Annotated in this window: 21 protein-coding genes; 5 read left to right on the top strand and 16 right to left on the bottom strand. The window is 67.8% G+C overall.

The features are described 5' to 3' along the window. The first annotated feature begins 4 nt into the window (after window positions 1-4). Entirely contained in the window at window positions 5-1,189 is a 1,185-nt protein-coding gene (locus tag NVU01S_RS13340; protein ID WP_043680785.1) for an FAD-dependent monooxygenase, read from the top strand. Beyond that, on the top strand, window positions 1,189-2,502 hold the full coding sequence (locus NVU01S_RS13335) for a phthiocerol/phthiodiolone dimycocerosyl transferase family protein (protein ID WP_043680788.1): 1,314 nt from the start codon (window positions 1,189-1,191) through the stop codon (window positions 2,500-2,502). The genes NVU01S_RS13340 and NVU01S_RS13335 overlap by 1 nt, the downstream gene beginning before the upstream one ends. A gap of 45 nt (window positions 2,503-2,547) precedes the next feature. Here NVU01S_RS13335 and NVU01S_RS13330 read toward each other — a convergent pair whose 3' ends face one another. Next, window positions 2,548-3,486, bottom strand: coding sequence for an esterase/lipase family protein (locus tag NVU01S_RS13330; RefSeq protein WP_043680792.1), 939 nt, complete (start codon window positions 3,484-3,486; stop codon window positions 2,548-2,550). A 159-nt stretch (window positions 3,487-3,645) separates the two neighbouring features. Here NVU01S_RS13330 and NVU01S_RS13325 point away from each other — a divergent pair, with 159 nt between their 5' ends. Genes NVU01S_RS13325 through NVU01S_RS13315 form a run of 3 tightly spaced genes read left to right on the top strand, consistent with a single transcriptional unit; the run spans window position 3,646 to window position 5,331 of the window. Further along, entirely contained in the window at window positions 3,646-4,143 is a 498-nt protein-coding gene (locus NVU01S_RS13325; protein WP_052281316.1) for a hypothetical protein, read from the top strand. Window positions 4,144-4,152: 9 nt separating this feature from the next. Further along, on the top strand, window positions 4,153-4,872 hold the full coding sequence (locus tag NVU01S_RS13320) for a hypothetical protein (RefSeq protein ID WP_043680795.1): 720 nt from the start codon (window positions 4,153-4,155) through the stop codon (window positions 4,870-4,872). Between the two features lie 12 nt (window positions 4,873-4,884). Further along, window positions 4,885-5,331, top strand: a complete 447-nt coding sequence (locus NVU01S_RS13315) for a DUF6545 domain-containing protein (protein WP_307681860.1) — start codon at window positions 4,885-4,887, stop codon at window positions 5,329-5,331. A 34-nt stretch (window positions 5,332-5,365) separates the two neighbouring features. Here the strand turns inward: NVU01S_RS13315 and NVU01S_RS13310 are convergent, their stop codons facing one another. From NVU01S_RS13310 to folP, 15 genes are all read right to left on the bottom strand, one after another. Next, window positions 5,366-5,962, bottom strand: a complete 597-nt coding sequence (locus NVU01S_RS13310; RefSeq protein WP_043680802.1) for an anthrone oxygenase family protein — start codon at window positions 5,960-5,962, stop codon at window positions 5,366-5,368. A gap of 128 nt (window positions 5,963-6,090) precedes the next feature. Then, complete coding sequence (locus NVU01S_RS13305; protein WP_244467517.1) at window positions 6,091-6,651, bottom strand: FHA domain-containing protein; 561 nt, start codon at window positions 6,649-6,651, stop codon at window positions 6,091-6,093. 295 nt (window positions 6,652-6,946) lie between these two features. After that, window positions 6,947-7,306 (bottom strand): histone-like nucleoid-structuring protein Lsr2, encoded by a 360-nt coding sequence (locus NVU01S_RS13300; RefSeq protein ID WP_014981282.1) that lies wholly within the window; start codon window positions 7,304-7,306, stop codon window positions 6,947-6,949. 115 nt (window positions 7,307-7,421) lie between these two features. Next, window positions 7,422-8,921 carry a lysine--tRNA ligase gene (gene lysS, locus NVU01S_RS13295; protein ID WP_043680850.1) on the bottom strand — a complete coding sequence of 500 codons (1,500 nt, stop codon included), beginning with the start codon at window positions 8,919-8,921 and terminating at the stop codon, window positions 7,422-7,424. Window positions 8,922-9,219: 298 nt separating this feature from the next. Continuing rightward, complete coding sequence (locus tag NVU01S_RS13290) at window positions 9,220-9,642, bottom strand: rhodanese-like domain-containing protein (protein ID WP_029900679.1); 423 nt, start codon at window positions 9,640-9,642, stop codon at window positions 9,220-9,222. A gap of 8 nt (window positions 9,643-9,650) precedes the next feature. After that, entirely contained in the window at window positions 9,651-10,274 is a 624-nt protein-coding gene (locus NVU01S_RS13285) for a cysteine dioxygenase (RefSeq protein ID WP_156161934.1), read from the bottom strand. A 183-nt stretch (window positions 10,275-10,457) separates the two neighbouring features. Then, entirely contained in the window at window positions 10,458-11,255 is a 798-nt protein-coding gene (locus tag NVU01S_RS13280) for a type III pantothenate kinase (RefSeq protein WP_029900681.1), read from the bottom strand. A gap of 18 nt (window positions 11,256-11,273) precedes the next feature. After that, window positions 11,274-11,696, bottom strand: coding sequence for an aspartate 1-decarboxylase (gene panD / locus NVU01S_RS13275; protein ID WP_014981277.1), 423 nt, complete (start codon window positions 11,694-11,696; stop codon window positions 11,274-11,276). 25 nt (window positions 11,697-11,721) lie between these two features. After that, entirely contained in the window at window positions 11,722-12,651 is a 930-nt protein-coding gene (gene panC / locus NVU01S_RS13270; protein WP_043680810.1) for a pantoate--beta-alanine ligase, read from the bottom strand. Beyond that, the gene (locus tag NVU01S_RS13265; protein WP_209444888.1) at window positions 12,651-13,652 is read right to left on the bottom strand and encodes a Rossmann-like and DUF2520 domain-containing protein; all 1,002 of its coding nucleotides are present in this window, start codon (window positions 13,650-13,652) and stop codon (window positions 12,651-12,653) included. Before NVU01S_RS13265 ends, panC begins: the two co-directional genes overlap by 1 nt. Window positions 13,653-13,955: 303 nt before the next feature. Beyond that, the gene (locus NVU01S_RS13260; RefSeq protein ID WP_082032409.1) at window positions 13,956-15,008 is read right to left on the bottom strand and encodes a DUF6779 domain-containing protein; all 1,053 of its coding nucleotides are present in this window, start codon (window positions 15,006-15,008) and stop codon (window positions 13,956-13,958) included. A 70-nt stretch (window positions 15,009-15,078) separates the two neighbouring features. After that, window positions 15,079-15,555, bottom strand: a complete 477-nt coding sequence (locus NVU01S_RS13255; RefSeq protein WP_014981273.1) for a DUF3180 domain-containing protein — start codon at window positions 15,553-15,555, stop codon at window positions 15,079-15,081. Next, entirely contained in the window at window positions 15,552-16,094 is a 543-nt protein-coding gene (folK, locus tag NVU01S_RS13250; RefSeq protein WP_043680818.1) for a 2-amino-4-hydroxy-6-hydroxymethyldihydropteridine diphosphokinase, read from the bottom strand. The genes NVU01S_RS13255 and folK overlap by 4 nt, the downstream gene beginning before the upstream one ends. Beyond that, window positions 16,091-16,528, bottom strand: coding sequence for a dihydroneopterin aldolase (gene folB / locus NVU01S_RS13245; protein WP_244467518.1), 438 nt, complete (start codon window positions 16,526-16,528; stop codon window positions 16,091-16,093). Before folB ends, folK begins: the two co-directional genes overlap by 4 nt. Next, window positions 16,525-17,403, bottom strand: a complete 879-nt coding sequence (gene folP, locus NVU01S_RS13240; protein WP_043680822.1) for a dihydropteroate synthase — start codon at window positions 17,401-17,403, stop codon at window positions 16,525-16,527. The genes folB and folP overlap by 4 nt, the downstream gene beginning before the upstream one ends. Window positions 17,404-17,438 lie beyond the last annotated feature (35 nt).

Here is a 17,438-nt window from a genome sequence, read left to right as displayed (position 1 = left end):
ACGAATGGGAACAACGAAAGCGATTGTGCTCGGGGCGGGTATCGGCGGACTGACCGCCGCTGTCGCGCTGCGCCGGGTCGGCGTCGAGGTCGAGCTCTACGAGGCGGCGACCGAGCAGCGCAAGACCGGCACCGGGCTCGGGCTGGCGCCGAACGCGACGGCCGTGCTCGCCGCGCTCGACCTCGACATCACCACCGTCGGGCAGCCCCTGCGCACCTTCGAACTGCGGACCGCGGCCGGAAAACCGCTGCGCGAGTTGCCGATCGCGGCGATCACCGCCGAACTCGGCCATCCGGTGGTCAGCATCCACCGCAACGAGCTGATCGAGACGCTGCGGGCCGCGGGCGGGCCGCAGCCGATCACCCACGGCGCCAAGGCGACCGGGTACACGGTGGGTGCGGGCGGCGGTGTCGAGGTGGCGTTCGCCGACGGGCGGGTGGCCACCGGTGACCTGCTGATCGGCGCGGACGGCATCCGCTCGACCGTGCGCGCCCAGTTGCAGGGCGAGCAGCCGGTGAGCGAGTACGGCTACCTCTGCTGGCTGGCGATCATCCCGTTCCGGCATCCGCGGATGACCGAAGGGTACGCGGGCCACTACTGGGGACCGGGCCAGCGCTTCGGGCTGATCGATATCGGCGGTGACCGCGCCTACTGGTGGGGCACCAAGAACATGCCCGCCGAACAAGCCCGCGAGTGGCAGGGCGGCAAGGACGAGATCGTCGCCGCGTTCGCGGGCTGGGCGCCGGAGGTGCGCCAGGCCATCGCGGAGACCGATCCGGCGGCGATCGTGGCAGTGCCCGCCCAGGACCGGCCGTTCTCGGACCGGTGGGGCGAGGGACCGGTGACGCTGCTCGGCGACGCCGCGCACCCGATGCTCACCAGCCTCAGTCAAGGCGCGGGTTCGGCCATCGAAGACGGCTACGTGCTCGCCCAGTCTTTGGCGGGCGCCACCGATATCGTTGCGGCGCTGCGTGACTACGAGACCAAGCGCATTCCCCGGACGAAGCAGCTGGTCGCCGATTCGCGGCGGCTGAGCATGACCGAGCAGCTGGCCAACCCGGTGGCGGTGGGCGCCCGGGATCTGGTGCTGCGCTACGCGCCCGCCTCGGTGGTCAAGCGCGTGAACATGGAACCGATGCGCTTCACCGTCGACCCGCTGCCCGCGCGCGTGCAAGGCAGCGTGGACTGATGCCCGGCCCACTGTCGCGCCCGCTGAGCCCGATCGAACGCTGGTACTGGATTCTGGACCAGGTCTCGCCGCTGAACGTGGTCTCCCGGGTCCGGGTGCACGGCGCGCTCGACGCCACGCTGCTGCGCGCCGCGGCCGACGCGCTGGCCGCCAGGCACCCGTTCCTGCGCGTCGCCATCGCGGCCGACGCCGACGGCACCGACCCGAGATTCGTCCCGACCGCCGCGCGGATCGAGGTGCGCACGGTCACCGGCGACGACGCGACCTGGGCCCGCGAGGTCGACGAGGTCGAACTCGCGACCGGCACGGACTGGGCGAGCGGACCGCTGGCGCGCGTGCTGCACGTCGATCTCGGCGCGGACCACGATGTGGTGCTGGTGGTGTCCCATGTCATCGCGGACGGCACGTCGGCGCTGCGCCTGCTCCAGGACCTGGTGACCTACGCCGAAGCCGCACAGCGCGATCCGGCTCCCGTCACGAGCCTGGCCACGTTCGATCCGCCGGAAGCGCGGCTGCCCAAGAAGTTCCGGGGCGCGATCGGCGCGGCACGATCGATGCGGGTCGCGCTCGCCGAGGAACTGCGGATGACCGCGGCCCGGCCGAAGCGACTGGAAGCGCAAGCGGCCGTGGAGCCTTCGCGGCGCCGCACCCGGTTCCTCCGGCGGGAGCTGAACGGCGACGAACTCGACCGGCTGGCCGGCACGTGCCGGGCCAAAGGCGTGTCTGTGCACGGTGCGCTGAGCGCCGCGTTGGCGGCCGCGATCGGGGAACAGCTGACCCCGGGCCAGGCGGGCAAACTGGCCATCGGCTCACCGGTCGATTTCCGCGGCGAGCTACAGCCGCCCGTCGGGGCGGACGAAGCGGGCGCCTATGTGTGCACGCTGCCGACGGTGCTGCCCTACGGACCCGCCGTGGACTTCTGGGACGTCGCCGCGCAGACCAACCAGGACCTGCGCGAACGCTCCGCCGCGAGCCAGCATTTCGCGCTGGTCTCGATGCTGGGCGTGGTCACGCCGAAGTCGTTGGGGCACAGCGGCAAGACCATGAAGATGGCCGAACAGCGCGGGCCCGGCAATATCTGCCTGTCCAATATCGGCCGGTTCGACTTCCCCGACCGCGTCGGCGCGTGGACCGTCTCCGGCGCCCAGTTCATCGCCGGTATCTCGATGAGCGGGTACTACGTGGGAACGGTGAATTCCAGTCACGGACAGCTGTTCTGGAACTTCACCTATATCGAGGACATCGTGTCCGAGCAGCGGGCGGTGCGCATCGCCGACGACGCATTGGACCTGCTGCGCAAGGCGATCGCCTGATCGGTGCGCACGCTGCCCGCTCGCGTCGAGCGGGCAGCGCTACGCCTACCCCGTGAACGGCGGGATGAATTCGCACGGCACGGGGCCGGGATGCGCCGGGTCCAGCGCGTTCAGCACATATGCCGCCGCACGGGGACTGCCCGCGACACCGGCGTGCTCCGAGTAATCGTCCGAACACCCCTGCTGCACCACGATATTCGTAGCGTTCGGCCCCGGTACCAGTCCGGCGGTGTACGGCACCACGATCTCGTCGTAGCGGGTCGCGATATTGGTGTAGGTGACGCTCGGGTGGTAGACGCCGTCGGCGTTCAGTGCCAGCAGGAAGTCCGAGTCACGCACCGCCTGACGGCAGGCCTGACACAGGGATCCGACCATGACATCGAACGCGGGCCCGGCGCCGAGGCGCTTGCTGAAGGCCGCGATATCCCCGGTGGCGAGCACATTCGAACCGAGCCACGGCGGCGCGAGGGCGACCAGCTTGTCGACCTTGTCCGCACCGCCGAGCCGCTTGACGTAGTAGTTGCCGATGAGGTTGCCCTGCGAGTGTCCGACGATGTCGACCCGCTGCGCACCGGTGGCGGCGAGCACCCGGTCGACGAAGGCGGCGAACTGTGGTCCGCTCTGTTCGATCGGCAGCATCCCGCCGATGGCCGAGATCGGCCACGGCAGGTCGTAGGCGCCGAAGGTGAGTGAATACACGCAGTAGCCCTGATTGGCCAGCAGCGGGGCATACACGCCCCAATTCGTCTGCGCGCCACCGCCGGTACCGTGCGCCAGCACGACCGGGTTGGGGTGCGCGGCGCTCGGGCGGCAGGACCAGTCGTTGCTGCCGGGCAGCGAGCCACCGTGATTCAGCAGCTCGTTCGGGATACCCGCGAAGAAGTTGTAGTCGACCGGGTAGTCGGCTCGCGCGGGACTCGCGGTGACCGTACACAGCGCGGCGAGCAGGACGACGAGTAGGGAAAAACCGGGAATGTGCCGCACGGTAGGCCTCCAGATCTAGAACGTGTTACAGAAAGTACCGCAGGAGGTGTCTCAGTCGGGGCGAGTCGCGAAAGTTGGTGCGGGCCGGTCGCCGTGGTGGTCGGGCCGCCACGGCGACCGGTAAAGTCCGATTGCGGCCCAGCAGCCGAACAAAGAGGCATGGTGCGATTCAGACAGCGAGATCCGGCGACCGAACAGGTCCATCAGTTGGTGCGGACGCTCGCGTTGCCGCGCACCTGGCGGCGCGACACCTTCCTCGAACAGGTTGCCGCGCTGGTGGGCAAGCAGATTCGGTTGCTGCCACTGACCGCGGAGGTGGCCGGGCAACTGCCCTGCGGGCTGGTGCTGGAGCGCGCGGACGATGTCGTGATCGCCTACGACGCGACCGGATCGGAGTACCACGCCGATCACATCATCCTGCACGAGGTGGGACACCTGCTGCTCGCGCACGGCGGGCAGCGCTCCACCGCGCCGGACGCGGCCGTCCAGATCCTGTTCCCCAACGTGCGACCGGAGACCGTGCTGCGGGTGCTGCACCGCGGCGACTACGACGATCTCGCCGAACGGCAGGCCGAGCTGTTCGCCTCGCTCATCATGTCCACGGCGCGGACCGAGACGTCCAAATCACCGCTGCGGCGAGTGCTTTTCCGGGACTGAGCGCCCCGCGTGCTGCACTCGTCCTGGCCCACCGCGCTGTCCGCGCCGATCATCGGCTTCGCGCTGGCGCTGGCCGCGGTGCGGGGCTTCGTCTTTCGCGCGACGCTGCTCGAACGTCAGGGCACCCTCGTGCTCGCCGGTCTGGCCTGCTCGGCCGCGCTGCGGGAACCGACCTGGCAGCGGTGGCTGACGACGGCCTCGGGCGGCCGCCTCTCGGCCGCGCTGCTGTTCCAGCTCACGATCTGCGTGCTGGTGTTCGTCGCGGCTCTCACCATCGTCACGCTCGGCGCGGTGCTCGGCGAAACCCTCCCGCTGCCTGCCCTGTTCGGCTTCGCACTGCTCTGCTGCGGTGTCGGTCTGGCCTTCGGCAGCCGCGCGAGGACCGCGGGCCTGCTGATCGAGCAGGACGTCGGCTGGCACGCGACCGGGTTCTGGCTCTCGCTGTGCCCCTTGATCTTCTGGATGGACACGCTGCTCGTCCGGATCGGCCTCGCGGAGCTACGGACGAGCACCGACCGCCGGGGACTCGTGGTGCCCGCGATGGCACTCGGGGTGGTCGGCCTGCACGTCCTCAGTTTCGTCTGGGGCCCGCTCTCGTGCGCGTACCAGCTGAACGGCACACCCAGCGTCTTCACCAGCATTCAGATCGCCACCGATCGTGACTTCGCGCTCTATCAACTCACGCTGTTCGCCGCGGTCATGGCCATTCCGGTAGTCCTGCACGCCTGAACCCGCCTCGGCCTGGACTATCCGGCTCGGTGCCGGCGCCGGTTGCTACCGCTGTGGTCGGATCTGACTGCCGCGTGCCCGGAGTGCGTCTATCGCGATCCGGTCTCACCCGACCTCGGCAGCCGATTCCTGCTGCACCGCACGGTGATCGAGATCCGCGATTGCCTGCGCATCCTGGCGCGCTACGACCCGGCTACCCCGGTAGCAGCATCTTCGAGCCGAGATCCCCTGGAGCAGTACGCCGTTCAGCTCGCCCGGGCTTGCGCGGCGAAGCAACGTGGTGTGCGGCCGGTCGGTACGACGGTGCCGCTGCCCTCGTCCGCCGAGGACGTCGAGGGGGAAATCGCCGAACTCACCCAGCTGGCGAAGCGGTGGGGTCCGGCACGTGAAGCCGTAGCCGCAGCGGCTGTTCGCCGAGCCGACGGCAACGACCCCGCCGGGCCCGGATCAACCGGGTGACGGGGTCGTCGAATCTGTTGCGGCGGTTGTGGCCTCAGCCCTGCCGGTAGGCCGCGACACCGGGCTGGCCGGGGAACTGCCCCTGCGCCGCCTGCGGTCCGGTCGCCGCCGAGCCCGCCGCGGCGTTCGCCTTGCCGTGCTGGATGCCGGCGACGAACAGCGCGCCGCACAGCACCAGGAAGGCCAGCGTGTGCAGCACCGCGCGGACGATGTTCCAGCGGACCCAGACAGCTTCGAAATCGGCCCGCACCGCGGCCAGATCGGCGATCTGCGCGACGTCACCGGCGGCAGCGAGCTGATTGTTCAGCGGCACGTTCAGGCCGGAGGTGACCGCGAAAGCGATCACGTTGATCACCAGGCCGACGCCGATCCAGAGCAGCACGGTGCGCTGCTCCTTGCCCAGATGCAGCAGCGCCGCGAGGATCGAGAAGCCGACGGTACCGAGGAACCCGATCATGAAGACCGGATTGATGATGACCACGTTGATCTTCTGCATCACATCGATCATCGTGCGGTCGTCGGTCTGATTCAGCGCGGGCATCACCGAGTTCGCGTACCCGTAGAAGAGGCCTGCGATCAGGCCCGTGGCCAGCGTGGCCACCACCAGGGCGATGAGACGTGCGGCGGTCATTGTTCCTCCTGTGCGAAACCCGACCGGAGCCCTCATCGCTCCGGTTCCTGGTTCTCAGTCAAGCCGGTTCGGACACGGCTATCCATGGCCGAGAAGCTCGGCTGACTAAGCAATCGTCTACGGGAGTCTCACAGGTCCCGGTCGGAGATGAGTCCGCTTTGAATCGCCAGAAACGCCAGGCGGACCCGTTTCGCGTTCTGCGGCAGATCTTCCACGCCGAATTTGCCGAACAGCACCCGCAGATGGGTCTTGATCGCGTCGACGCTGAGGAACAATTCCTCGGCGATCTGCTGGTTCGACGCTGGGGTGGCGAAGGCCGCACCGTTCTTGTACGGGCGGCACAGCGCGATCAGCACCGAGCGCTGGGTATCGGTGAGCTGGCTGGTGGTAGGCGTGGTGCCGGTGGAGGTGCGGGTGATGTCGTCGGCCACGCCGCCGAAATCGTGAAAGGACACCCGCGAGGTACCGACCCGGATGACATCCCCCGCCATCAGCCTGCGCCTGCCGACCAGTCGGTCACCGTTGACGAAAGTGCCGTTGCGCGAAAGGCCGTCGTCCACGATGGTCCACTGGGCGCCGAGATACTCGATCGCAGCATGCAAGCGGGACACCTCGGCGTCCCAGGACAGCGCGAGGTCGGCCTGCGGGGAGCGGCCGATCGTGATGCGCTCCTGCTCGGGCGTCAGCATGAACTCCTGCTGCCGTCCCGTGTCATCTTGGAATCGCAAAAATGATCCGACGAATCCAGTCACTGCGCCGATACCTCGCCTCTCCATACCGCCAGTGACCGTTGCACGTTTCCATGGTGCCGTGTCCTGGAACTACGAGCAAGATCGAGCCGCGCGCCACGCCGGACCGCGTGTCCGCCGGCGCTGCGGCAATATCCGCTGCCTATGAACGACGACGGGACCGCAACCACTAAATACAAGACCGCCGCCCCGACGTCGCACGATTCGCGGGGGCGGCGGTGTGAAAAATACGAAACTAACCCTTGGCGGCCTTGTTGTACGCGTCGGTGATGTCGGCGGAGATACGGCCCCGCGCGGACACCTTGTGCCCATTCCGACGTGCCCAATCGCGAATTGCCGCGCTTTGTTCCCGGTCGATCGAGACCCGGCCCTTCGGGGCACCCGTCGCGGTGGCGGCGGCCTTGACCCGGCGCCGGCCACTCACCCGGCGTGCGCTCGAAACCCACTCCTCCAGCCCGTCGCGCAGCTTCGCGGCATTTGCCGACGACAGGTCGATCTCGTACGACACACCGTCGATCGCGAACTCGATGGTCTCGTCCGCGATGGACTCACCATCGACATCGTCGATCAGGCTAACGGTGACCTTCTTTGCCATGAGATGAACGTCCTCTCGAAATCGTGCGACCCGCATACTAGGCCGATTACCCGAGGCAAGAATACCTCGAATTCCCAAATTTCCAAGACGAGGCCGAGATTTTGCAATCAGCTCGTCAGCGAGTGACCGGTCGCACAATTGGGAACAGTATTGTTTCCCGGATTCCGAGACCCGTCAACGCCATCAAGAGACGATCGATTCCCATACCGGTACCGGTGGTCGGCGGCATGCCGTGCTCCATCGCGGCAAGGAAGTCCTCGTCCAAGGCCATGGCCTCGTCGTCGCCCTGGGCGGCCAGCCGGGCTTGATCCACGAAGCGCTCGCGCTGGATCACCGGATCCACCAACTCCGAATAGCCAGTAGCCAACTCGAAGCCACGGACATACAGATCCCACTTCTCCGTGACGCCCGCGGTGGACCGATGTTGCCTGGTGAGCGGTGATGTCTCCACTGGGAAGTCACGCACGAAAGTCGGCGCGTACAGCTTGTCGCCGTACTGGTGTTCCCACAGTTCCTCGACAAGTTTGCCGTGCCCATAGCCCTTGTCCTCGGGAATTTCCAGACCGACCCGATCGGCAAGCGCGCGTAATTCGGCTATCGAAGTTTCCGGTGTCACGGAGACGCCGAGGGCGTCCGAGAGAGACGGGTACATCTCGACGGTCGCCCACTCGCCGCGCAGGTCGTATTCGGTGCCGTCGGCGAGGGTCACCACCTGGGTGCCGAACACCTCCTGGGCGACTTCCTGCACCAATTCCCGGGTCATCCGCGCGGAGTCGTCGTAGGTTCCGTACGCCTGGTACGTTTCCAGCATCGCGAACTCGGGGGAATGCGTGGAGTCCGAACCCTCGTTGCGGAAGTTCCGGTTGATCTCGAAGACCTGCTCGAGTCCGCCGACCACACAGCGCTTCAGGAACAGTTCCGGCGCGATACGCAGGTAGAGATCGATATCCAAGGCATTGGAATGGGTGACGAACGGCCGGGCCGCCGCACCGCCGTGCAACGTCTGCAGCATCGGCGTCTCCACCTCGAGGAAACCGCGGCGCTCGAGCGCGTTACGCAGCGCACGCACCACCGCGATCCGGGTGCGCGCCATTTCCCGGGCCTCGGGTCGCACGATCAGATCGACATAGCGCTGCCGGACCCGCGACTCCTCGTTCATCTCCTTGTGCGCCACCGGCAACGGTCGCAGCGACTTGGCGGCCATGAACCAGGAATCGGCCATGACGCTCAATTCACCGGTTCGCGAGGAGATCACCTCGCCGTGCACGAAAACGAAGTCACCGAGGTCCACATCGGCCTTCCAGGCCGCCAGCGCGTCCGCGCCGACCCCGTTCAGGCTGATCATCGCCTGCAACTTGGTGCCGTCGCCCTCCTGCAGCGTCGCGAAACACAGTTTGCCGGTATTCCGCATGAATATGACGCGTCCGGCGACACCGGCCTGCAGACCGGTCTGGGTGTCGGCGGCGAGATCGGGATATGCGGCGCGAATTTCGGCGAGGGTATGCGTCCGCGGCACCACCACGGGATACGCGTCACCGCCGGCCGCGAGCAACCGTTCCCGCTTCTCCTTGCGAATCCGGATCTGCTCGGGGGCGTCGTCGGCCTCGGTCGCCACGGCAGGCCGCGAATCCGATGCGGGATCGCTGGTGGGGGAAGTGTTGGCGGTGCTCACATCCAACAACCCTAGCGTGCATCGGAAATCGTTTTGCGGGCCGCCCGCCCCGGTACCGCGTCCGGAGATGGTCCCGACCACGGCACTAACGCGCGGGGTAACACCGGCCACATCGGAACGGACCGGTGCGGCTGCCGGATTTGTGCGGTACCGCCCGGTCCGAAATTGCCATCACGGTGCGCCGAGCTGCGAAAACTCTTGGTGGCCCGGATCTTTCGGGCTGGCAGCGATTACGCCGCAATTACAGCGAGGCGAGCGCGGCGACCTCGCGAGCGAAGTGCGGCGCGCGCATTCCGATGTGCAGCAGGCCCGCCGCCTTCAAGGCGTGGAAACCTCCGACCAGGTCGGTGGCCCGGCGCAATCCCAGTTGCTGCAGGGAGGCCGCGGCGAGACTGGAGGTATAGCCCTCCGAGCACGCGATGATCCATTCGATCTCGTGATCGGTGGCCAGGGCCAGCCGCGCGGAACTCGACGGGTCGAGGCGCCATTCCAGCACATTCCGCTCGATCACCAGCGCGCCCGGCAGGGCGCCTTCACGGACCCGCTGCGCCTGCGGCCGGATGTCGACCAGAATCGCGCCACGGGCGAGGGCCTTCGGCAATTCGAAAGCGTAGATCCGGGTCAGTTGCGCCCGGGCGTTGTCGAGCATCTGATCGATAGTCAAATGTTCCATCACATATCACCTTCGGGCTGGTCGGTGAGAACGGTTCGGGAGCGCCGCAGGGTGCCGTGGCCGGTGACCTCGTAATAGGACATGGCCGTGAGCGGCGGCGAATACGCGTGCACGCTGAGCGTCGGTTCGAGCAGTGCCGGATCCGTCGCGGCGGCGTCGGCGGTGCTGGTCACGGATTGCGCGGGGGCGCGCATCACATCGTGCACCCAGCCGATCGGAAACGACGCCTGATCGCCGGCGGTGAGGATGCGGCGGCGCAGTTCGGTGCCGTTCCAGCGAAATTCCGAAAGCGCGCCACTGAGCACGGTCAACGCGCCCAGTGAGCCGGCGTGATCGTGCAATTCGGTGGATTTCCCCGGCGTCCAGCTGATCAGCCAGACATCCACCTCGTCATCGGCGAGCAGCCGAGCCGCCCAGCGTTCCTCGGCGGGCCAGACGCCATTCGCGGGAAGCAGGTGGTCGTATCGACCGGCCAGTACGTCTTCGGCGCCTTCGTCGGTCAACCGCAACAGGTCGGCGGGACGCAGCCGCGTCGGTAATGCGGAAGCCACGGCACGATCGAGCGGCGGGGTAGCCGAAAAGTCGTCACGTGCGGAGGAAAGGGAAAGAACAGAAGAACGCATGAGCGAATCTCCAGGAGTTGGTGAACGGTCGAGGGCAGATGGTCAGCCTCGAACGGTCGAGGCCAGATCAGCCTCGACAACACTCCTGGGTGCGCACGCGGAAATACACAGCGGTGAGTGTATCAGTACCGGACGTGGACTCGGCAAGCCCGTTCCGGTGCGACGAATCCGACACCCCGGAACTCAGGCGGCACCCTTGCGACGTTGGTTGCGCTCGTATACGAGGCGCAAACCGGTCAACGTCAGATAGGGGTCGTGATCTTCGATGGTTTCCGATTCCGGGACGATCAACGGCGCGCTCGGCCCGGTCGCCACCACCGCGACATCGTCGCCGGCGAAAGCCTCGAACTCGTCCCGAATCCGGTCCACCAGTCCGTCCACCATCCCGGCGAAACCGAAGACCGCCGCGGACTGCATGCATTCCATGCTGTTCTTGCCGACCACCGAACGCGGCCTGGTCAGCTCGACCCGGCGCATCGCAGTGCGTTCGACCACGGCCTCCATCGAAATCTCCACCCCGGGCGCGATGATGCCGCCGAGGAACTCGCCCTTGCCCGACACGAGATCGACACAGATGGCCGTGCCGAAATCGACGACGATCGTCGGCGACGAATAATGCTGATAGGCGGCCAAGCAGTTCACGATCCGGTCCGCGCCCACCTCTTTCGGGTTGTCCACCAGCAGCGGAATCCCCGTGCGCACCCCGGGTTCGACCAGCACGTGCGGCACATGCGCCCAATACTGGGTCAGCATGGTGCGCAGTTCCCGCAGCACCGGCGGCACCGTGGACAGCGCGGAAACTCCGATCACCTCGTCCAGCTGTGCACCGATCAGGCCGCGCACCTGCATGGCGAATTCATCCGCGGTCAGTAACGGATTGGTATGGATCCGCCAGTGCCGCACCAGTTTCGAATGCGCGCCGCTGCCCGAGAAAAGCCCGAGAACGATATGGGTATTGCGGACGTCGATCGTCAGCAGCATCTCATGCCCGCCGGTTGCTCAGCCCGCGAAGGACAGGGATCGCGGCGAGGTCAATCCGGAACCCTCGGGCGCGTGCGCGGGGTCCGAACCGAGTTCTACCGGACGATTGCGCTCGTCCACGAAAACTACCTTCGGGTCGTATTCCGCGATTTCCTGCTCATTCATCTGGCCATAGGCGATGAGAATGACGAGATCGCCGGGGTGCACCAGATGAGCGGCGGCACCGTTGATTCCGATCACGCCGGAACCGCGTTCACCCGCGATGACATAGGTCTCCAGGCGAGCGCCGTTGTCGATGTCGACGATGCAGACCTGCTCGCCCTCCAGCAGATCGGCGGCATCGAGCAGGTCCTGGTCGACCGTGACCGAACCGACGTAGTGCAGGTCGGCGTGGGTCACCGTGGCGCGGTGGATCTTCGACTTCATCATGGTGCGCAGCATGGCGTCGCCCTTTCGTTGGTGCGGCTCAGGCGGGCTGGGAGGTCCGGGTGGCGGAAACGTTGGGGTGGCCGTCGATCGGGGCGCCGAGCGTGACGGCGGTGTTGTCGATCAGCCGGGTCTGGCCGACTCTGGCCGCTACGAGCAGCCGAGCATTGCCGACGGCGGGCGCGGTTTCTAAATTGGCAGAACGCAATTCGAGGTAGTCGAGGTCGACGCCGGACGCGGCGTCGAGCACCTGACGAGCCGCGGCGAGCACCGCCTCGGCGCCGAGACCGCCCGCATGCTTGCCCGCCGCCAGCGCGGCCGACAACGCGAGCGCCGATTCCCGTTGCGCCGCATCGAGAAAACGGTTCCGAGAGGACATGGCGAGCCCGTCCGGCTCGCGCACGGTCACCACGGGCTTGATCCGGACGTCGAAGTTCAGGTCGCGGACCAGCTGCCGGATCAACGTCAGCTGCTGATAGTCCTTCTCGCCGAAATACACCTCGGTCGGCCGGGCAATCTGCAGCAGCTTCGCGACGACGGTCAGCATGCCCGCGAAATGGGTTGGCCTGCTTGCCCCTTCGAGTTCCGCGCCGATCGGGCCCGGCTGCACGGTGGTGCGCGGGCCGTCCGGGTACATCTCGGACACGCTCGGTGCGAACACCAGCTCGACGCCCTCCGCGCGCAACAACGCCACATCGGCGTCCAGGGTGCGCGGGTACTTGTCCAGATCCTCGTTCACGCCGAACTGCAGCGGATTCACGAAAATCGAGACGATCACGACCTGATTGGTCTTCTTGGCCTGGCGCACGATCTCCAGATGGCCCTCGTGCAGCGCGCCCATCGTCGGGACCAGCGCGACGGTGCGGCCCACCCCGCGCAGTGCGGTGGACACCTGGGTGAGCACGGCCGGATCGTGGTGCACGGTCAGCTCGCCCGGCTTGAAGGCGCCACGTAATTTCGGATCGAACATCAGCGCCCTTTCAGCAGCTCGATGACAGCGGGATTGGTGCCTGCCCGTTCGGCGGTGCGCAGCGACAGCGCGCGGTAGCCCTCGGCCAGGCGGGGATCGACGGATTCGAGCGCGCGCAGATGCGCGGCCACCGCCTCGGCGTCACCGCGCGCGACCGGACCGGTCAGCGCCGACTGACCGCGCCGCAACGCGTTGTCCAGCGCGGCCGACGCCAGCGGGGCCAGCAGTCGCTCGGCCAGCCCGTTCGGCTGATCATCGACCACCTGCTGCCCGAGCAGACCGGGCCCCGACAGCGCGACCCGCAACGCGGCCACCGCGTCCACGATGACCGTGACCAGGTGATTGCTGCCGTGCGCGAGCGCGGCGTGATACAGCGCGCGATGCTCCTCCGGCACCCGCACCGGCTCGCCGCCCATCTCGATCACCAGCGCCTGTGCGATGGCGTAACCGATCTCGTCGGCGGCGGTGATGCCGAAACACGCGTTGCCCAGCCGGGTGATGTCCTCGTCGTGACCGGTGAACGTCATCGCCGGATGAATGGCCAGCGGCAGCGCGCCGACCTCGGCCAGCGGAGCGAGCACGCCGATGCCGTTCGCGCCCGAGGTGTGCGCGACGATGGTGCCCGGCCGGACCGCCTTCGCCGCAGCCAAACCGCGAGCCAGACCCGCGAGCTCGGTATCGGGCACCGCGAGCAGCAGCAACTCGCTGCGCACAGCCACATCCTCGACCGGCAGGATCTCCGAATCGGGCAGCCGAGTCCGCGCCCGATGCACCGACGCATCGGAAATAGCCGCGGTCCCGAACACCACATGTCCGGCTCGCTCGAGTGCGACACCCAGTGCCGAGCCCACCCGGCCCGCCGAGACGATGCCTACCGTGAGGCGTGCGGGAGCAGGGTCGTAACTCGAAGGCGCGTCGTCAGAATTAACGCTTCTCGAGGTCAACGTTGTCCTCTCGATGTCGTTCCAGTCCCGCCATGCGGGTACCGGACGTTTCGCCATCGAGAATATCGGCCCAGCGTTTGCCGATGCCACGCCCCTAGGCAGTGATATTCACCGCAGTGTTATTGGCCGCGCGGGCGCGGCGGGTTCGCGGCCCCTTTTGTCTCGTGTCTCAGCTGTCGAGACTTGCGCCTGCGGCGCGTGCGCTTCGACAGCTGAGACACGAGACGGCCGCGAACGGGTCGCTCGTCGGGCTCGCTCCGTGGTGGTGCTGTCGGGGAGGGGAGTTTCGCCTGAGGTCGACGTCGCAGGGTTGTTCAGGAGGGGGCGCGGCTCTGTTCTTCGGAGCTGCACTCGTGTGATTTACCGGCGGTCGCGGCTTTGTTCCTCGGATTGGAGGTTGGCCATGATTTCGGCTACCGAGAGGCGGCGTTCGGGGGTGGCGGAGTCGGTATCGGGTTCGGCGCGCCTGCGGCGGCGGGAGCTGGCGGTGCCGACGGGTGGGGATGTGGTGGTCGGCCAGGCGGAGGGGCGGGTCGACGGTGTAGACGCGATCGGCCACGGGGTGACCGCGGGCTTGGACGGGAGGGGCGGCGTCGGCTCGGGGTCGGGGGTTTGCTCGACGACTGGGCCCTCGGTGAAGGCGTCGGCCCAGCCGTGGGACGCGGGGGCGGCATCCTCGTCGGCAGGTTCGGCGGGTTCGGCAGATGCGGCGGGCTCGGCGGCGATATCGGTGTCGGTGATCTCGGCATCGGTCTCGTCGTCGAGGGAGACCACCGAGGTCTCGGCGGTGACCGGGTCGTCGAAGGGGCTGGCGAAGGCCGGCGGCTCGGGATGGTCGGGGGTGAAGACGGGGGTGACGGTGCTGCGTGGTTGCTGGTTGGGGCCGTAGGACCAGACTCCGGCATTCGTGGAGCTATTGTTCGCCGAGTCGCCGACGGTGCTCGTCAGCTCCTGGATCCGGGTCGCGTCGGCGCGCAGCGCGGGCCGCTCCATCAGCAGGTCACCGTCGAAAAGGCGCTGCAGACTCTGCCGGAGCACGGTGAGTTCGGCGCGCAACGCGGCCAGTTCGGCGGCGTCGGCGCCCACTTCCTCGCGCACCCGGGCCTCGAGCCCGAGTTCGAATTCGCGGCGCGCGGTGACCTCCCGCTCGAGCTGCAACTCATAGACCGTCTGCAGGTCGCGCACCTTGGCTTTGTCGATCGTCGCTTCTTTGCGGTACCTCGTCGCGGCCAATGCCCCGATGACGGCCGCCCAGAGCGCCGCCACCAGACCGATCCGTACGTACTGCAGGCTGTTGCTGAAGATCAGGAAAACGCTGGCAACCAGCCCGAGCAGAATCAGCACGCCGATGAAGAATTTTCCCGCGTCTTCCCGTCGGCGACGGGAAGTGCTGGTACGGGAGGGTGAAACCATGCACGCCAGGGTAGCTTGATCGTCTCGCCGCGCCCACAGTCTCGTCCGGTGATTCCGCCGATAATATTTGCTAAGTAGTTGCGGGGTCGTCGGTCGGGTCCTCCGGAGCCCGGCAGCAATACTCGAGCCACAGGGCCGCAGCAACCAAAGCCACCCCCGCCAGCATCCCGACGATCGCCCCGGGACTGTCCGCCGCGGCCGCGCCGAGCGTGCCGCGCTGCGGGAAGACCCAGCAGAGGAAGCCGAGCCAGACCCCCGCGGCGATCGAACCGACCTGCAACGAGGCCTTGGCCAGCGCGACCGCACGGGCGGCGGTGATGGGATGCAGCTGATGCCTGCCGTTGCCGAGGTCGTTGTCGTTGACCCGGGACCGGATCACGAACGCCAGCACCGCCTCGATCGCGGCCACCGGATACAGCGAGGCGCCCGCGAAGATCGAGATCGGCGGAAAACTGTTGTAGGCCATCCGCGTCGCGATCCAGGCGACGATCGCGGCGATCACCACGTTCGCGACCAGGTCCAGCACGCGCGTCGGCTTCAGCTTCATCTGACCGGCCCTTCGGCGGTCAGCGCGAGATCGGTCCGGTGCACGCCCGCACGGTCGGCCGCGGGCAGCTCGGCCAGCAGATCGGCAACCCGCCGTGCGCCGCCCTCGACCTCGAGCGTCGCGTCCGGGTCGAGATCCAGCCAGGGAATGAGGACGAAGGCCCGCCGGTGCGCCTGCGGATGCGGCAGCGTGAGCACCGGGTCGGTGCTCGAACATGCCACGAGTCCGTCCCCGGACCGTTCGGCACACCAGATCACGTCGACATCGAGCGTCCGTGGGCCCCAGCGGACTTCGCGGACCCGCGCGGCGGCCTGCTCGAGGGCCTGACCGCGACGCAGCCAATCCCGGCAGCCGAGCTCCGGATCCTCGGCCACGACAATGGCATTGAGATAGTCGTCCTGCTCGACTCCGCCCCAGGGCGCGGTCGAATAGACCGGTGAGACCGCGACGAGCTGATCGCCGAAACCGTGCACCACGCTGCGCAGATGCGCGAGCCGGTCCCCCAGATTCGAACCGATGGACAGGACGGCGCGACTCATTCCTGCTGCTCCTCGCGGTGCCGCGCGGCGACGACCCGGACGTCGGCGAAGGTGTGCGGGATGGGCGCGGAAGGCTTGTGCAGCACCACCTCGACCGCGGTGATCCGCGGATCGGTCATCACCTCGTCGGCGATCTCGGACACCACGGTCTCGATGAGATTGCGGGGCGGGCCCTCGATGATCCGCACGGCATTGTCGGCCAACTCGCCATAGTGCACCGTGTCGGCGATGTCGTCGGTGGCGACGGCACGCGCGAAATCCACCCACACGGTCAGATCGACGACGAACTCCTGACCGTCGCGCCGCTCGTGCTCGAACACCCCGTGGTACCCGAACGCGCGCAGGCCGCGCAGTTCGATCCGGGTCGCACCGCGGCCGCTCGGCGAATCCTGCTGTGCCACTGGGCGCGCGGCGTCGGTCCGGGTTCCACTCATCGATGCGCTCCTAGCGAGCTCGGCCTGCCCGCGCGAGCCGCGGCCGCGCGCTGCCAGGCATCGGTAACCGTGATGGCGTCCAGCGAGGCGCGCACGTCGTGTACGCGCACCCCCCACGCGCCGTGCATGGCGGCCAGCGCCGAAATCGTCGCGGTGGCGGTCTCCCGCCCGTCCGGCGGACGCGGACCCGAGTCGCCGGCGAGCAGCGCGCCGAGAAAGCGCTTGCGCGAGGCGCCGATGAGCACCGGCAGACCGGCCCCGACCAGTTCGGGGAGTGCGCCGAGCAGCTCCCAGTTGTGCTCGGCGTTCTTCGCGAAGCCGAGCCCAGGGTCGAGGATCAGCCGGGCCGGGTCGACCCCCGCGGCGACTGCGACATCGACCTGACCGGCGAGTTCGGCGCGCACCTCGGCGACCACGTCGTCGTAGTGATCGGCCGGACCGGTGTGCCGGTAGTCGGCGCCCGCCCGCCAGTGCATCAGGATCCACGGAACTTCGGCCGCGGCAACGACTTTCACCATATCGGGGTCGGCACGACCGCCGGACACGTCGTTCACCACCGACACTCCGGCCGCCAGCGCGGCCTCGGCCACTCCGGCGCGCATGGTGTCGACGCTGGTGGGCACGCCTGCGGCGACCAGGCCGCGGATCACCGGCACCACCCGGCCCGCCTCGGTGTCCGGATCGACCCGCACCGCACCCGGCCGGGTCGATTCGCCGCCGACGTCGATGATGTCGGCGCCCGCCGCGTACAGCTCGACGCCGTGCGCGATCGCGACTTCCGGATCCAGATAGCGCCCGCCGTCGGAGAACGAGTCACTGGTCACGTTGACGACGCCCATCACCACGCAGTGGCGGCCGTCGCGCGCGAAATTCATGATGCTGCCTCACACCGGACACACGCCGGCGCGCC

Source organism: Nocardia vulneris, from assembly GCF_001613425.1.
GTDB lineage: Bacteria > Actinomycetota > Actinomycetes > Mycobacteriales > Mycobacteriaceae > Nocardia > Nocardia vulneris.
Note: the sequence above shows the minus strand (reverse complement) of the source record. Positions and strands in the feature narration are given on the sequence as shown.

Coding starts and splice junctions, on each gene's coding strand:
- folP (WP_043680822.1), bottom strand. CDS start 17,403: ATGAATTTCGCGCGCGACGGCCGCCACTGCGTGGTGATGGGCGTCGTC.
- NVU01S_RS13255 (WP_014981273.1), bottom strand. CDS start 15,555: ATGAAGCTGAAGCCGACGCGCGTGCTGGACCTGGTCGCGAACGTGGTG.
- NVU01S_RS13285 (WP_156161934.1), bottom strand. CDS start 10,274: ATGCGTTCTTCTGTTCTTTCCCTTTCCTCCGCACGTGACGACTTTTCG.
- NVU01S_RS13335 (WP_043680788.1), top strand. CDS start 1,189: ATGCCCGGCCCACTGTCGCGCCCGCTGAGCCCGATCGAACGCTGGTAC.
- folK (WP_043680818.1), bottom strand. CDS start 16,094: ATGAGTCGCGCCGTCCTGTCCATCGGTTCGAATCTGGGGGACCGGCTC.
- panD (WP_014981277.1), bottom strand. CDS start 11,696: ATGCTGCGCACCATGATGAAGTCGAAGATCCACCGCGCCACGGTGACC.
- NVU01S_RS13305 (WP_244467517.1), bottom strand. CDS start 6,651: ATGCTGACGCCCGAGCAGGAGCGCATCACGATCGGCCGCTCCCCGCAG.
- NVU01S_RS13340 (WP_043680785.1), top strand. CDS start 5: ATGGGAACAACGAAAGCGATTGTGCTCGGGGCGGGTATCGGCGGACTG.
- folB (WP_244467518.1), bottom strand. CDS start 16,528: ATGAGTGGAACCCGGACCGACGCCGCGCGCCCAGTGGCACAGCAGGAT.
- NVU01S_RS13265 (WP_209444888.1), bottom strand. CDS start 13,652: ATGGCGAAACGTCCGGTACCCGCATGGCGGGACTGGAACGACATCGAG.
- NVU01S_RS13310 (WP_043680802.1), bottom strand. CDS start 5,962: ATGACCGCCGCACGTCTCATCGCCCTGGTGGTGGCCACGCTGGCCACG.
- panC (WP_043680810.1), bottom strand. CDS start 12,651: ATGTTCGATCCGAAATTACGTGGCGCCTTCAAGCCGGGCGAGCTGACC.
- NVU01S_RS13300 (WP_014981282.1), bottom strand. CDS start 7,306: ATGGCAAAGAAGGTCACCGTTAGCCTGATCGACGATGTCGATGGTGAG.
- NVU01S_RS13280 (WP_029900681.1), bottom strand. CDS start 11,255: ATGCTGCTGACGATCGACGTCCGCAATACCCATATCGTTCTCGGGCTT.
- NVU01S_RS13260 (WP_082032409.1), bottom strand. CDS start 15,008: ATGGTTTCACCCTCCCGTACCAGCACTTCCCGTCGCCGACGGGAAGAC.
- NVU01S_RS13325 (WP_052281316.1), top strand. CDS start 3,646: ATGGTGCGATTCAGACAGCGAGATCCGGCGACCGAACAGGTCCATCAG.